Origin of the sequence: Alteromonas sp. C1M14 (genome assembly GCF_018860965.1) — a bacterium.
Lineage (GTDB): Bacteria > Pseudomonadota > Gammaproteobacteria > Enterobacterales > Alteromonadaceae > Alteromonas.
In genome coordinates this window covers 70274-86134 of sequence record NZ_JAHKQF010000001.1, presented here as the reverse complement: position 1 = coordinate 86134, position 15861 = coordinate 70274, and the positions used below count along the sequence as shown (strand labels likewise).

11 protein-coding genes are annotated in these 15861 nt (G+C 43.5%); 3 read left to right on the top strand and 8 right to left on the bottom strand.

Going from position 1 to position 15861, the window contains the following annotated elements:
• Nucleotides 1–73: 73 nt before the first annotated feature.
• Nucleotides 74–856, bottom strand: a complete 783-nt coding sequence (locus tag KO501_RS00375) for a ParA family protein (RefSeq protein ID WP_216027662.1) — start codon at nucleotides 854–856, stop codon at nucleotides 74–76.
• A 233-nt stretch (nucleotides 857–1089) separates the two neighbouring features.
• On the opposite strand from KO501_RS00375, the gene KO501_RS00370 reads away from it, so the two are divergent.
• Complete coding sequence (locus tag KO501_RS00370) at nucleotides 1090–2265, top strand: tetratricopeptide repeat protein (RefSeq protein WP_252728033.1); 1176 nt, start codon at nucleotides 1090–1092, stop codon at nucleotides 2263–2265.
• 39 nt (nucleotides 2266–2304) lie between these two features.
• On the opposite strand, the gene KO501_RS00365 is transcribed toward KO501_RS00370, so the two are convergent.
• The 5 genes from KO501_RS00365 to KO501_RS00345 all read right to left on the bottom strand — a co-directional run bounded on the left by KO501_RS00365 (nucleotide 2305) and on the right by KO501_RS00345 (nucleotide 7050).
• Entirely contained in the window at nucleotides 2305–3144 is an 840-nt protein-coding gene (locus tag KO501_RS00365) for a 2OG-Fe(II) oxygenase family protein (RefSeq protein ID WP_216027661.1), read from the bottom strand.
• 180 nt (nucleotides 3145–3324) lie between these two features.
• Nucleotides 3325–4536, bottom strand: coding sequence for a NupC/NupG family nucleoside CNT transporter (locus KO501_RS00360; RefSeq protein WP_216027660.1), 1212 nt, complete (start codon nucleotides 4534–4536; stop codon nucleotides 3325–3327).
• Between the two features lie 15 nt (nucleotides 4537–4551).
• Entirely contained in the window at nucleotides 4552–5175 is a 624-nt protein-coding gene (udk, locus tag KO501_RS00355; RefSeq protein ID WP_216027659.1) for a uridine kinase, read from the bottom strand.
• Nucleotides 5176–5273: 98 nt separating this feature from the next.
• Nucleotides 5274–6233 carry a hypothetical protein gene (locus KO501_RS00350; RefSeq protein WP_216027658.1) on the bottom strand — a complete coding sequence of 320 codons (960 nt, stop codon included), beginning with the start codon at nucleotides 6231–6233 and terminating at the stop codon, nucleotides 5274–5276.
• Nucleotides 6217–7050: a PhnD/SsuA/transferrin family substrate-binding protein gene (locus tag KO501_RS00345; protein ID WP_252728032.1), complete on the bottom strand. Its 834-nt coding sequence runs from the start codon at nucleotides 7048–7050 to the stop codon at nucleotides 6217–6219. Before KO501_RS00345 ends, KO501_RS00350 begins: the two co-directional genes overlap by 17 nt.
• A gap of 881 nt (nucleotides 7051–7931) precedes the next feature.
• On the opposite strand from KO501_RS00345, the gene KO501_RS00340 reads away from it, so the two are divergent.
• Entirely contained in the window at nucleotides 7932–11099 is a 3168-nt protein-coding gene (locus tag KO501_RS00340) for a TonB-dependent receptor (protein ID WP_216027657.1), read from the top strand.
• Nucleotides 11100–11256: 157 nt separating this feature from the next.
• On the top strand, nucleotides 11257–11940 hold the full coding sequence (locus KO501_RS00335) for a type 1 glutamine amidotransferase domain-containing protein (protein ID WP_216027656.1): 684 nt from the start codon (nucleotides 11257–11259) through the stop codon (nucleotides 11938–11940).
• Nucleotides 11941–12036: 96 nt separating this feature from the next.
• On the opposite strand, the gene KO501_RS00330 is transcribed toward KO501_RS00335, so the two are convergent.
• Together KO501_RS00330 and argR are read right to left on the bottom strand one after the other, a co-directional pair.
• On the bottom strand, nucleotides 12037–14631 hold the full coding sequence (locus KO501_RS00330) for a TonB-dependent receptor (RefSeq protein ID WP_216027655.1): 2595 nt from the start codon (nucleotides 14629–14631) through the stop codon (nucleotides 12037–12039).
• A 592-nt stretch (nucleotides 14632–15223) separates the two neighbouring features.
• The gene (gene argR / locus KO501_RS00325) at nucleotides 15224–15688 is read right to left on the bottom strand and encodes a transcriptional regulator ArgR (protein WP_216027654.1); all 465 of its coding nucleotides are present in this window, start codon (nucleotides 15686–15688) and stop codon (nucleotides 15224–15226) included.
• Between the last annotated feature and the right edge of the window lie 173 nt (nucleotides 15689–15861).

Genomic DNA, 15861 nt, shown 5'->3' with positions numbered 1-15861 from the left:
TTATGTTTTTTCGTTTTAATGGGGAAAATAGATCACTGGAAAAGCAAAGTTTGACGCCGTCGTTGTCCTTAGGTTATTGAGGCGCATTTTGCCCTTGCTCGAGCTCTTCCCACAATTGAGCAAATTGCATGCTGACTTTATGGGCGGGCGCTAAGTAAGGCAGTGGCATTCGTTTAGAGTGAGACTCTTTTACCTTAACCGAACTATGTACCTTTTGTGCAAATACCGGTAGAGATTTTGCCTCCAATGCTGCAATGAGCTCAATAGGAAGTTTCGCTTGGGCATTGAATTGGTTGATGACAATACCTTCGAGTTGTAACTCGGGATTGTGATCGGCACGCAGTTCTAACACATTCTGCAATAGGCGGTCGATTGCCTGTATAGAAAAGTCGTCGCAGTCGAAAGGAACAATAAAGCGGTCTGCTGCAATAAGTGCCGCTTTTGAATAAAAGTTAAAGTTGGGGGGCGTATCAATATAAACCCGATCAAACTCGGTCTCTAATTCAGACAAGGTTTCCTTTAATTTGAACATTTTGTAGCGATTTTCGAGTTCTCTTTCTACATCGGCAAGGCTTGGGTGAGAAGGCAGTACAAACAGGTGGTTAAAGGGGGTTGGTCTGACAAAGGCCTCCGGAGGCTCAGGTTTAGAAAACCATCCAACCACTTGTTTAAACATATCGGCGACGGTTAACCCATCGTTGTTAACATCGACCCCACAATAGTGCGTACTGTTGCCTTGAGCGTCAAGATCCACCAGTAATGTACGCAGCCCCTGACGCGCACTTTGCGCCGCAAGATTTGCACTGATTGTCGACTTACCCACCCCGCCTTTTTGATTAAACACCACCCGTTTCATCTGTCTCTCCGGTGAAAATTCGACAAGTTAAGAACGAAAAAGCTCAATGTACCTGAGCATTGTAAAGGCCAAGCATCGCCATAAGTGCCTGAAATCACGTAACTGCTAATTCTATTGTAAAGTGTTTTTTACTTTTATTGCGATGAGTCCACAGGAATTTAATGTGAATTAAATGTTAAAAATGTTGCTTTAATGTATAATGTCCGAACTTACCCAGTTTGGAGGACACGCCGATGCTGGTACGTACGATGTACATTAAACTTATAATATTATTGCCTTTTTTAATTTTAACTGGCTGTCAGAGTACGCTGTTATCTGATAGCAACAATGCAAATACGGTTTTAATGCGGGATGATTTATTCCCTGATTATCAAACCGTTAAAATAGAAACACCAAAAGATATTTTTGCCTTAGACGCCGATGCCCGAGCTTTTGTGAAAAGTACTCAATTGGCTAGCAATTCTGAAAGTGAAAATCTTAAGAATTTGGTCAGACAAATTTTTCATCATTCTGAACTCGGGCTTCAGTATAAAACGGATGCGAATTCAATTGCATCCCAAACCTTTGCCAATCAGGCGGCAAATTGTTTGTCGCTAACGGTAATGACCTATGCCATGGCTCGCTATGCTGGGTATGATGCCACATTTTATGAGGTGAAAATACCTGAGGTTTGGACTCGTCGCGATGGGATGAACTTGCTCAATGGGCACGTCAATCTGCGGGTTTCGCTGCCAAGTAATATGCGTCATAACCAAATGTCGAATCATTTTATTGATGTGGATTTTGATCCCCAGACGGTACGGACGAATTTTGTCCGAAGTGCTATTTCACAAAATGAAGTGCTAGCCATGTTCTATAACAACAAGGGCGCTGACGCGTTATTGGCAAAAAACAATACGCAAGCCTATGCCTACTTTAAAAAAGCGGCGTCATTGTATGATGGTTTTGGTTCTACTTGGGTGAACCTTGGCGTGATATATCGACGTAAAGGGGCCTACGATGCGGCTAGAGCCAGTTATGAGAAAGCGCTAAGCTTGAATGACAATAATCTCACTGCGTGGGAGAACTTAGCTGTACTGTATAAGATACAAGGTGACACCGATATGGCCGTGAGGATCACGCGGCGTATAGAGTCTAAGCGAGATGAGAATCCGTTTTATCACTATATTCTCGGTGAAGAAGCGTTAGATTATGGTGATCCTGAAGCCGCTTTGTTGCATTACAAACGGGCTCGACGCTTAGATCGTACCCAGCATGTCATCTTATACGGCATGGGAAAGGCGCATTACGAGCTTGGTGATATTGGAAAAGCCTTGGTGTATTTAAAATTGGCGGCAAAGCATGCGCCTAACGAGCAAGACCAAGACAAATATTTATCTGAAATGTCCAGCTTGCAAAGTGCAATATAAAAAAGGGGCTAATGCCCCTTTTTTTGTATTTGATGACTGTTAGATAACGCCAAGTTCTTTTAACCGTTCCTGTAGGTAGGAATGGGCAGTGTGGCGTTCAGACAAAACTACATCTGGGCGCGGATGCAAAAATAACGGCAACGAGATACGAGATTTGGTCATGTCTGCTCCGTCAGGGTTTACCACGCGATGGGTCGTGGACGGAAAGTAATGGCCTGACGCTTCTTGCAACATATCACCGATATTCACAATTAGGTTGCCGAAGTCACAGGGCACGTCAATCCAGCTACCGTCTTTGGCTTTAACTTGCAGACCAGGTTCATTGGCGGCAGGCAAGATGGTGATCAAGTTGATGTCTTCATGGGCCGCTGCCCGAATCGCATCCACTTCTTCGTTACCCTGCAAGGGCGGATAATGTAAAACCCGCAGTAGTGTTTGATCACTGTCTTTGATCATGTTTGACAACGGCTCGCTGTAATGGCGACTTACTTCCGTTGGCGAGTGGGCTTCAATCCAACTTAGCAATTCCTGAGCTAACGTGTTGGCTTGGGCGTAATAATCAGCCAGTTGGGGTCGTAATGGTGATGGACATTGCCCCCAAGGATAAAAGTGAAAATACTCTTTGATATCTTTTTTGGTAAAGCCTTTTGCTACCTCAGACACACTTTGAGGAAAGAAACCATCTTGAGTGCCTTTATTGTAGACATAATTGTGCTTGTCTTCACTGTCGAAAAACGTTTGCCAGGATTCATAGATGTTGGTAACCGTAGCCTGAGCTATCGGATGGTTTTTAAGTACGCCAAACCCGGTTTCCCGCAAGGACTCAACAAATTCTTCTTGTGCAGTGGGCGACTGATAATCTACCGCTTTTAATTGCATAATATTTTCCTGTTCAAACGACAGCCGAATTATAGAAAAATCCCTGTCTTCGTGGAAGAAACCTAGGTTGATTTAAATCAACATTCTTTTTTTGCATGGCCAGTTATGTTTACAAAACTGACCATTTGGTCTACTAAAATACAATAAAAAAGCGAGCAGAGCTCACTTTTCCAATAATCATTATGCTAATGACAGATAAAAACCGGCCAGAGCTGCACTCATTAAGTTAGATAGTGTAGCGGCAAATACGGCTTTTAAACCTAGCTGTGCGATTTCTTTTCGTCGGGTAGGGGCCATTGCACCTATTCCGCCCATTAAAATAGCAATGGATGAAAAGTTAGCAAAACCACATAGGGCAAAGGTAATAATAGCACGGGATACTTCCGACATTTCGTTTTGATGCTTCAGGAAATCTAGGTAGGCAACAAATTCATTCACAACAAACTTTTGACCAATGAAGCTGCCGGCAAGTTGGGCTTCATCCCAAGGCACGCCAATGGCCCAAGCTAGGGGTTGTAAAAGGTAGCCGAGAATGGCTTGAAAGGTGACGTTGTCGTAGCCAAGTAGGCCGCCAGCCCATCCAATTAATCCGTTTAGCATGGCGATAAGGGCAACAAAAGCTAACAGCATGGCGCCAACGTTAAGGGCAAGTTGTAACCCTGATGCGGCACCGCTAGCGGCAGCATCAAATACGTTAGCATAGGCCGTTTCTGAGGCGTCGATTTCTTCCAAACCGTCTTTGGCTTTTTCGGTTTCCGGTAGCATGATCTTCGCCATTAGCAGGCCGCCAGGGGCAGCCATAAAACTAGCGGCTAATAGGTATTTAAGCTCAACGCCCATACCCGCATAGCCTGCCATTACCGAACCTGCGATAGACGCTAAACCGCCAACCATTACCGCGAAAAGTTCAGAGCGGGTCATGTGTGGAATAAAAGGACGTACTACCAGTGGCGCTTCGGTTTGGCCGACAAAAATGTTGGCCGCCGCAGACATACTTTCAGGCTTACTGGTACGTAAGACTTTTTGTAAGAAACCACCAATCAGATTAATGATCCAACCCATGGCACCTAAATAGTAAAGCACGGCAATAAGGGAGGAGAAGAAAATAATAACGGGCAGTACGTTAAAGGCGAAGATAAACCCCAGTGACTTATCGCCCACCGGACCAAATACAAAGTTGATACCTTGTTGACTGTATCCGATGATGTTGTCGACGAAATCAGTCATGGCGAGGAGCATTTTAATACCCGGCTCAAAGTACAAGATAAATGCACCAATGAGGGCTTGAATGGCAAAAGCACCACCCACGGTTCTAAAATTAATTTGTGCTCGGTTGGACGAAAGCAGAAAAGCGATGCCTAGTAGCAGCGCAATGCCCAGTAAACTCACCATAACGATGTTCCTTTATTATTGTAATGCCTGTTGTATATGTGACTTGATCACATCCAGGGCAATTTGGTTTTTTCCCCCTTGCGTTACCACAACATCGGCCGTAAAGCGGCTTGGTTCGATGAACTGGTGATACATGGGTTTTACGGTTGATTCGTACTGTTTTGCGATGGAATCTAGTGTTCTGCCACGTTCTTTTACGTCACGCATCATGCGTCGCATCAGACAAATATCTAATGGTGTATCAATGAAGATTTTTACATCGTAATGTGGCAATAGTTCAGGGCGAGCTAGAAGCATGATCCCTTCAAGGATAATAACCGGCGCAGGTGCTAAGCGTTCAGTATCCGGAAGGCGAGTATGGGTTTTATAGCAGTAATGGGGATAATCAATAGGTTCACCATTACGTAGCGCCTGTAAATGGGCTTTGAGTAATTCATGCTCAAATGCATTTGGATGATCGTAGTTGTTCTTTTCCCGGGCTTCCATGGGTAAATGATCCTGGGCACGGTAGTAATGATCTTCCCGTAGGATTTGAACTTGACGACCTTGTGCACTGAATGCATTAAGTAGATTTTCAGTAAAAAGCGATTTGCCAGAGCCTGATGCTCCGGATATGGCAATAATTAATGGCGACTGCATAACTCAAAGGGGGCTAATTTTCCTCTTGCAAAGATACGCATTTGCCCCTCGCGAATCAATCTATAATTCACGATATTTACGAAGTGCTTATACCGTTTTTATTTCCCGAGGATCACAATGTCCTCATCGTTAAGGGGCGGTAGGGCATAAGAATGTTGTTTAGAACGCGACCCTTCACCTTGAGCTCTAGGCGGATAAAACTTTTCTTTTTCAGTTGGATATCGACTAAACACTTCATCAAGGGTGGCCCGTATCTCACTGAGAGTTTTATCTAAATTGGCGTTGAAATCTGGTTTTTTACGCTTGGTATGACCCAGTTCAATTAAGCGTAAAAAGACGCGATTTGCCAATATGATGAGCGGTTGGGGCACATCTTTATTCTGGGGCAAGGTAGCTTGAGGGTTTTCAATACAAAAACGCACTAAGGCGGCATAAAAGCAAAATGGTTTATTTTGCATCACCACCATGTCGCTATCTACACCATTGCCTATGGATTTGGTTGTCATATCAATGACCAACTTAGGTTCGGGAGGCTGTAATGCCGTTTTTTCTTCAGCTTTACTCCGCGCACTTCGCAACCGTAGTTCAAACATTAATGGGGTTAATAAGAGTGCCGCTAAAATAGCAAAGGGATGAAGACTTAAGCTTGTTGCTAACGGCAGCATACCCACATTAATACGTATTTCTTGTTCAGCCGTCTGTAATTGCAGGGTGGTTTCAACCGTATAAGCCGGTGGTGGATCATAGGCGGCAACGTGTTGTAAATGATGTATGGCAATGGGGTAGTGCAAGGTGCTTAACGTGGTATTAAAGCGGCTAATATATTGCGCCACCGCGGCTTCGTTAACCGGTGTGTTAAGGGTTTGGTTACCCACATCTAAAAATGCGGTATCTAGACCCACACGTTGTTCTACATAATCAAGGGCGGTATGGCGTTTGACGTAAGCGGCGGTGATTTGCCCTACGCCTATCATCGACTGGAACACCGCGAACAATAAAATGGCGATGAGGGCTGCTTTCAGCCACTGTGGTGCTGTCAGTTCACTCAATCGTTGCATCTATACACGGGTCCTTTAACTCTATTTGCTGATAGTACTTATTTGTTTGCGAGGCTGACATGCTCGTCACCACTTGTTGCACGGCACAGCGAAGATCCGTATTGCGTGTGGGCATTTTCAGATACCAGCGAGTACCGCTTACGCCGCTCTCTAGTGCAGTAATGTAGCTCTTAGAGAGGATATTGACATCATTTTTATCCCAATATGAAGCAATCATATCTACCTCGCCAGCAAGCAACATACGGCGTAGTTCTTGGTGGGAGTTGTAATACTGCAGTTTGACGTTGTTTTCGTTTAAGCCTAAAGACTTGAGCACCGTTTTAGGCACAATATGGCCAGAACGACTACTTGGGTAATCGAGAATACCGATGCGTTTTCCTAATAAATACTCTTTGGTAAGTTCGGGCTTTTCTTTTAAGGCAATAAAATAGGCGTTGTAATCGGGGTGCGTTGCAATTTCTTCGTAGCCGTAAATTTCACTGGCCCCAAAGGCATTTACCACATTGTTTTTTACTAGCGCTAAATCGCTGACACCATGATTGATGTAGCGAAATGTATCGTAATCGCTTTGCCCCACGGTGATATTAACGTTACCGAACTGGCGTTTGATCACCGGATTAATACAAAATTCTTTACGAGCGAGTACCGCGAATGAGGGCTCGGTAAGATACACATCGAAGTTATCGGTGTTAGAAGACAAAGGGGCCGGGCAGGTTAAAACCCGAGCTGTTTGCGGCTCTATGGCAGGGATCGCTTCAAATCTTTGATAGAAACCGACAAACAAACAGCTGATGCCGATAAGTACAACAATTGGCAATCTAAAATAATTAGGAATTCGCAATGTGACCAATGAATTAATAGTTCGTAGTCTTATTTATTGATGGGATTTCACCAGTTAAGCTTATTTAATGCAATAGGTAAGTTTATTTTAATAGGTTAAGTTGTTGTTTTTAAATGCAATTAAATTAATGAAGTTGAATTGCAATAAACGCTGGTTATCCAAATAAATTCAGCGTTGAATTGACTTACTGTTAGCAGCAACTACTTGCTGAGAGTATTGATGCCAATATCCAGACCAAGTGTTCTGGAAATAAATAAAAATATCAGATACGACAACGCGTTACCTTTCGTCGAAAAGGCGGTGTTGTCATTAAGCTGAAACAATACTTATCAACAATGTCAGAGGTTAACAGTTAAAGCCGGTAGCACCATATTTTTTCTGTTTTGATGATGCTACCGTTTGTAGATTGTGACCTGAGGAAAAGCCAACCCTCCAAAGTGCATGGCTTTTCCTCGGTCAGAATCGCAAAGTACGGTGAACAACCACTAACAATCATAACTATGTTCACTGAAAACCGTTCGTACCTAATATAGGTATCTGACGGCAGATTAAAATCCGGCCACCCATCTAGGTGGCTGGTCTCTTTCTTTTTTAAGTGAAAGAGGCGGTTACCTGATAAAAAAGTATGGATTTAAATCTTTGGCCTAGCGAAGGACTCAAACTATAATTGGTAATACGCCAGTTGTGGGGAGAAAGATTAAAAAGCGTGCGTTTTGAGATTAAATAAAAGCCACTGTCACATTAGTGTAATATAATATCCTCAGAATCGCGCCAAACTGACGTTCTCTTGAAATGATTGGACAACAATAATTAGCCAACGTTCAGGAATATTTTTAAAACGATAGGGAAACACACACATGTTTAACAAGTCTAAGCTTAGCCGCGTTGCGTTAGCGGTGGCCATGGCTGCTGGTCTGTCGACTGCAGCTTTTGCCCAGGAAACCTCTTCTGGTATTAAAGGCAGTATCGTCGGTCCACAGGGTTCTCCTGCTGCCGGCACTACTATTACGATTACTCACGTGCCCACAGGTTCAAAAAAGGTTGTTACGGTAAATAATTCCGGTCAGTTCAGTCTACAAGGTCTGCGCGTCGGTGGTCCGTATACAATGGAAATTGACTCTGACAATTTTGATGATAAAACCATCAACGATTTATTCTTACAGTTGGGTGAGCCTGCAGTATTGAATCTGGCGTTAACCGACGAAGCCAGCATCGAGCGAATTCAGGTAACAGCATCGCAAATGGGAGCCGATGTTTTCGGTCAAACCAGCCCTGCTTCTACCTTCAACCTTGAAGATCTCCAGTCTGCTCCTTCAGCAAACCGTGACTTAAAAGATATTGTACGTGTTGACCCACGTATCAGTATTTCAGAAAGTGACGGCGAAGAAGCCATTATCTGTGGTGGTGGTAACCCTCGTTTCAGTGCGTTGACAGTAGACGGCGTAAGAATGAACGACAGTTTTGGTCTAAACCAAAACGGTTACCCAACAGTGCGTATGCCTTTCTCTTTTGATGCCATCGATCAGGTTGCAGTTGAATTAGCACCTTTCGACGTACAATACGGTGGTTTTACTGCCTGTAACATCAACGCCGTTACTAAGTCTGGTACTAACGAATTACACGGCGGTGTATTCTACGATTTCACCAGCGATTCGTTAATGGGTGATCAAATTGAAGACACCGAGGTAGATACCGGAAACTTTACCGAAAAACGTTACGGCGTAAACGTTGGCTTCCCATTAATTAAAGATGAACTCTTTTTCTTCGGTGCCTATGAAAAACTTGAAGGTGCACAAATCTTCAATTACGGTCCTTACGGAAATCAGGTTTCCGATGCAGATCTTGAGCGTATCCGCGAAATTGCCTCTACAGTTTATAACTACGATATCGGCGGCATGCCAGGTTCAATGCCCGTTGAAGATGAAAAAGTACTGATCAAATTAGATTGGAACATTAACAACGATCACCGTGCATCATTGGTTTATAACTACAATGATGGTTTCCGTATTGACCAATCTGATGATTACTCTACAGCGCTTTCTTTAAGCAGCCACTTCTATGAAGTTGGTGCGAAGTTAAATTCGACTGTTGCGTCTTTGTACTCTGACTGGACTAACAACTTTTCAACTGAAATTCGTTTAGGTCACATTAGCTTATCTAACCGTCAAGCGTCATTAGATGCTGACAGCGGTTTTGGTGAAGTACGAATCGATAATGTAAATGGTGCTGACGTTTACATCGGCCCAGATGACTCTCGTCAATCTAACGAAATGGACTGGAACAGCACCACTGCTAAGTTTGCCGGTACCTACTACCTTGATAACCACACTATTACTGCTGGTTACGAGTGGGAAACGTTAGAAGCTTACAACCTGTTCATGCAGCACACTATCGGTGAATACCGTTTCAATACTATTGATGATTTTGAAAACGGTTTAGCAGATGATATTTACTACAATAACTCTGCCGGCACGAACAACCCAGCTGACGCTGCGCAACGCTTTACTTACGATACGCATACTCTTTATATTCAAGACGAATGGGTTATCGATGACTTAACCTTGTTATTTGGTCTTCGTTATGACAAGTACGTTAGCGACGACAAGCCTAAGTACAACGCAGTGTTTGATGATAGATATGGTTATGACAACACAACCACCTTCGACGGTATTGACTTACTGCAACCCCGTCTAGGTTTCAACTATATTTTGAATGACAATATGGAATTGCGTGGTGGTGTTGGTCTGTATTCAGGCGGTAACCCGAACGTATGGTTGTCTAACTCGTATTCAAACGATGGTATTACTAACATCGATACATACCGTAGCGACTTCTACTTGTTTGATGGCGCCGGTAACACAGTTCCATTAGTGAATGGTGGCAACTTAATCTATTCACCACTGCAAGAACAATATGATGAAGTTGCGGCTGCGAATCCTGCTCTCGGTGAAGAGCCTTCAACAAACGCAGTACACCCTGATTTTGAAATTCCAAACGAATGGAAGTTCAACTTAGGTTTTACTTGGGTTACGGATAATGACTACGTTTTCCAAGCTGATTTCTTGCACAACAAAAAGCAAGACAGTGCGCAAATCATCAACGTAGGCTGGGATACTGAAAATGTCACTTATGCGGCGGATGGTCGTCCTATCTATGACTACATCCAAGTAGGAAGCGATGAAGACGGTGATGCCGTGTATCGTAATTTCCTTAAAAGTGACTTGGTGCTGACGAATGCTGAAAAAGACGGTAGTTCAACAACTATTTCTTTCGCAGTTCAGAAAAGCTATGACTTCGGTTTAGATGCAAGTGTAGGTTACGCTTACAACCGCTCTAAAGATGTAACGCCAATGGCAAGTTCCGTGGCTTTCTCTAACTTCACGAACTTTGCTTCTTCAGATCCATTAAACCCTGGTGTAGCAACCTCTAACTATGAAGTACCGCATCGTTTTACCTTTAACCTGCGTTACTCAACTGAATTTATTGATGGCTACAAAACTAGCTTCTCATTATTCGGTTCTAGCCAGAAAGGGCGTCCTTTCTCGTATACCTTCGCTGATATCAATATCGGTGAAGCACAATACGGTACGGATAATTCCTTGCTTTACATTCCAGATGTTGACGATGCTAACGTGACCTATGCTGACGGATTCGACCAAGCTGCGTTCAATGACTTCATTGATAGCGAAGGGCTTGCCCGTGGTGAAATCGTAGAGCGTAACTCACAAAATGCTGACTGGTATACACGTCTTGATTTCCGTCTAGACCAACAACTACCTGGCTTCATGGAAGGTCACTCTGCTACCGCGTATTTCATCTTGAAAAACGTGGGTAACTTCTTAAATGATGACTGGGGTGTTAGAGAAATCGGTCCATTTGTTTCAGCACCTGTATTACAAGCTGATCTTAACTCTGACGGTACCTATACCTACAATGAGTTTTACGAAGGCAATACTAACCAAAACGGTTACTTCAACGAGCAGTCGTTGTGGCAAATCCGTGTCGGTGTGAAGTACAACTTCTAATCCGTTGGTTATTTAATAAAACCGCCGCTTAGCCGGCGGTTTTTTTGTGCCCACTAAATAAGAGGTTTCCCTTAGCGCGTAAATGAAACCCGCCGAAAGTAAACCAAGTAGACAGTGTGTAAGTACAAACCTGCACGAATTTAAGCAGGAGAGTAAAATGAGTAAACGTGTTCTCATGGTCATGACATCACACGATATCCTTGGTGAAACGGGCAAACCAACGGGGCTTTGGTTAGAAGAATTTGCCGCCCCTTATTATGCGTTTTTAGATGCAGGATTTAGTCTTACCCTTGCGTCGCCGTTAGGCGGGCAGGTGCCCGTTGACCCAATGAGTCTAGATGATAGTGCGCTAACTGACGACACCCAGCGATTTGCGCAAGATGAAGCTGCGCGGTCGGCATTGAGCGCCACTATTGCCCTTGAAGACGTAAAAGCTGATGAGTTTGATGGCGTTTTTTATCCAGGTGGGCATGGCCCGTTATGGGATCTTTCAGACAATATGCACTCACGCGTATTAATTGAAGACACCCTTAAAGCCGGAAAGCCTGTGGGGGCTGTGTGTCATGCGCCTATCGTGCTTAAAGACGTACAAGACAGTGAAGGTCAGCCTTATATCAAAGGGCGTCGTGTGACCGGCTTTGCCAATTCAGAAGAAGAAGCCGTAGGGTTAACCGATGTGGTGCCCTATTTAGTAGAAGACGAACTCGTTAAGCAGGGTGGGGAATATGAGAAAAAAGGGGATTTCGAACCCTTTGTTTTAGAGTCAGGCCATCTGATAACAGGTCAAAACCCACCGTCATCCCGCCCAGCTGCCGACGCACTCATTAGTAAGTTAGTGTAATGATCTAGCGTTAGATACAAAAAAGCCGCCTAGATGCACCAGGCGGCTTTTATTTTTTTACTGATATTACCAAAGCACTTTGTGCTTTAACTTAGCTTAGAAGGTCGCTTGTACCTTAAATGACATGGTACGGCCCAGTGGATCGTACAAGGTGTCATCGTAGCCACGGTAATCTGTATTATCGTAGGTTTCCATTTCATCGGTAAGGTTAGCAATACCGCCAGTTAAACGAATATTATCGTTAACCTGATAAGTTACCGTGATGTTGTGACTAAAGTAGTCATCAGCGTAGTCGTAGTAACTGTATAACGTCTTACCATTGGAGCCAATATACAGAGTACGCCATGACGCTGACCACTTATCACCATCAGACCAATTCAGGCTAACGTTACCACGGTTGTCTGGGTAGCCCAGTTCACCAGAGTATTCAGTGCCTTCTTCTTCGTAACTAAATACGTGAGAATATTCCAAGCTTACACCAAAATCACCGATTGAGGTTGGGATACGATAGTCCGCTGAGATATCAAGACCGTTGGTATACACTTCAGAGTAGTTAATATAGCCAGAGGTGATTGATTCAATCTTACCAGAACTGTCACGCACGATGTTTGACGAAGTACCATCGGTATCAATTTCAATTAAGTCATCAACATCAATACTTTCGATTTTGTTATCGTAGTCGTACTGGTAGTAAGACACTTCAAATGAGAAGTTGTCGGTAACATCATAAACCACACCAAAAGTTAATGAGGTGGAGTTCTCTGGTTTCAGATCTGGGTTACCACCGTAATAGGTTAGGTGCTGTTGTTGTGTACTACAGTAGTTAGCATCTTCAGAGGCGTTACCTAAAATATCACAGTAATAAGTATCGTAAGCACTTGGGAAGCTGTAAGAGATAGAAGAGAACATCTCGCTCATCGTCGGTGTACGGAATGCTTCACCCCAGCTGGCGCGTAGCAACAAGGATTCCGTTGGACGCCAGGTGACCCCTAATTTAGGGACTGTATCAGAGAAGCTTGACTGGGAAATTTCTTCCCCTGTATCTCCTTCAAGGTCATAGCCGTCGTAACGTAACGCCGCTGACACTTCTACGTCTGCAGGAAGCTCAATGGCCCACTCAGTGTAATAGGATTGACGCTCACGGGTGGCATACACATCATCACCGCCAGAACCACCAGAGATAATGCCCAAGCCAGATTCAGGATCTGAAATTTGGGTAAAATCGAGGTTAGAGTATTCAGCACCAAATACGGCACTTACGGTCATAAAGTCATTCTGGAATACTTGGCCAGAGATACTGCCGTCAATAATATCCCGTTTTTGGTCAGACTGATAAGTACCTGTGTGTTCGGCACTTTCTAGCAATGAAGAGTTATATTCGAGCCATTCGTCAGTACTTAATCCCTGAACATTGAACAAATCCAATTCTTCGCTGTCTATTAAGTCCTGAACCACAGTATCGTTAACTAGGTTGTAACCAAATACTTCTTCTTTTGCGCTGGTACGCTGATAGTAAAGTTGCCAATCCCAGTCAGAGTCACCAAGGGTAAAGTAACCTTCTAGACCTGCAACGATCTCAAAGGTGGTTTTTTCTGTGGTGCTATCACGGGTACCTAGACTAGCAGTACGGTAATAGACACTTCCGTCAGTGCCATAGGGGTTCATGGCATTATCCGCATCAATGGTCAGTGTAGATGTGGAAACCGGCGTAGCAGCAAAGCGGCTATTGGTGGTAGTTTGAATGCCTGAAAAGCGAGAGATAAATTCCAAGTTATCAGCAAGGGTATACTGAATTTTGGTCATGATGGAGTTTTTCTCTGTGGCACCGTATAACCAAGTGGAGTTACCGTAATAGTAACCACAACGGTCACCCACATCTACAGTGTCTTCAACGTCGCCACATAGCTCAGTGTTGTATTGAATAGTTTCACCATCATAGAAATTGGCAACTGGACTATAGGTAGAGTAGCTTTCGCCGAAGTAATCGCCAACGACAGCAGTATCAGTCACTTCTTGGGTATTTTCATGCTCGGCAACAAATACGATGCTGCCTTTGTCATTGGTTAAACCCGCTGCAAAGTTATAGCGGTTAGAGTTGCCGCCATCCACACCCGGGTCTTCAAAAGTATAGCCTAATTGCACACCATCAAAACTCTTCTTAGTGATGATGTTAATTACGCCCGCTACCGCGTCTGAACCATAGATAGCCGATGCACCGTCACGTAATATTTCAATGCGCTCGACGATGGACATAGGGATCATAGACATATCAGACGAAGAACCGCCGTCGTAGCCTAACCCAGGTAAACGTCTGCCATCCATCAATACCAATGTGGCACCGGAACCTAAACCACGTAGGTTAACTTCACTTGATGCCGCAGCACCTGAGCCATAACCTGATTGGCCACGGTAAGAACCAAAAGTATTAATGGAAGAGTTACGCAGTACTTCAGCCACGGACGTATCACCGGATAATTCGATGGAATCCGCGGTGATCACAGTAACGGGTGATACCGATTCTAAGTCTGTGCGCTTAATACGTGAGCCTGTTACTTGTATTTTTTCAATAGGTGCGGCTTCGTCGTCATCGGCACTTTGTGCGAAGGCAAGTGGTGTAGTCAATATGCTAGCGGTGCCCGCCAGAATCATACCGCGTTTCACTGCCAAACTAAGTTGTTTGTTCTTAAACATTAGAGTCCCCTGTCTTGAAGTTGATATTTAATTAAAAATCCATCTTCGTTTGTTGTATTTATTTTCGTCGGATGTATCCGGTCGGGAGAATTAAGCACTTCAACGTTATGTTTGGCAATTTACATTAATTAAAATTTGCACTATTTGGCCGTAATTTACTTAAAAATTACAGAGTTTGAAGGAACCTTTACGGAGCGGGAATTAGACGTTGTATAAATTTTAACTGCGTAGTTTATTTTTTGTTCTAGCCCTTTTTTTTAAATTTTACGGCTGATTTTTATTAGAGTGTAAATGCTGGATTTCCCTTCTGCTAAGGCTTGCAGGTCAAGTGGTAGGGGTTTTTAAGACGTTTTGTAAGGATTCTATATTTATGTTTTCACTTACTTTACGTTGGTTTTCACAATGCTGAAAGTTAATTTGTTAGATTGGCGAGGTGTGTTTCTAATTTGTATCTCCTTGGTACGATTTAGTTTTAGCCGCCATATTTATATGGCGGCTTTTTTTTTGCTTTTTTATTATTGTTGTTTTTGGTTTTTTCTAAATATTTTTAATTTAACTCTGACGTTTTTCTTATTATTTTGCTTGCATGTGTTTAAACATTCTCAAACAAATCTTCAACACGCTGGCGAAGTTCTTCAATATGGGTGACATCAGCTGGCGCGATAAAAATAGTATCGTCACCGGCTATGGTACCGAGTACCCCATCTTTTTGGCTTAACGAGTCGAGTAATCGTGCGATAAGTTGCGCAGCGCCAGGGCTGGTTCTTATGATAACCATCACATTATTGTGTACAATGTCGAGCACCAGCTGTTTGAGTGGGCTTTTTGCCGTAGGCATTCCCAGTTCAGGGGGCAAGCAGTACACCATGTCGCCGCGAGCGTTTCTGGTACGTACCGCACCAAATTTACTTAGCATGCGGGAGACTTTAGACTGGCTGATATTATCGAAATTTTGAGATTTTAGCGCGTCTACAATCTCGCCTTGAGAGCCGTAGCTTTCCGCTTTAAGGATCTCTTTAAAGGCTTTGATCAATTTTTCTTGTTTTAAATTGGCCATAATTTCCTGTCGTAATTGGTGTTAGTAAAGACTTACGTTAATATTGTGCCGTAGCCCATCCGCTTACGCAATGTTGGTGCATATTAATTCATAATAATGCATAATTTTTCAATGAATGCCCGATATTCTGACATAAGACCATCGGGTGATTGAGTTTTGCCGAGCGTTGTTTT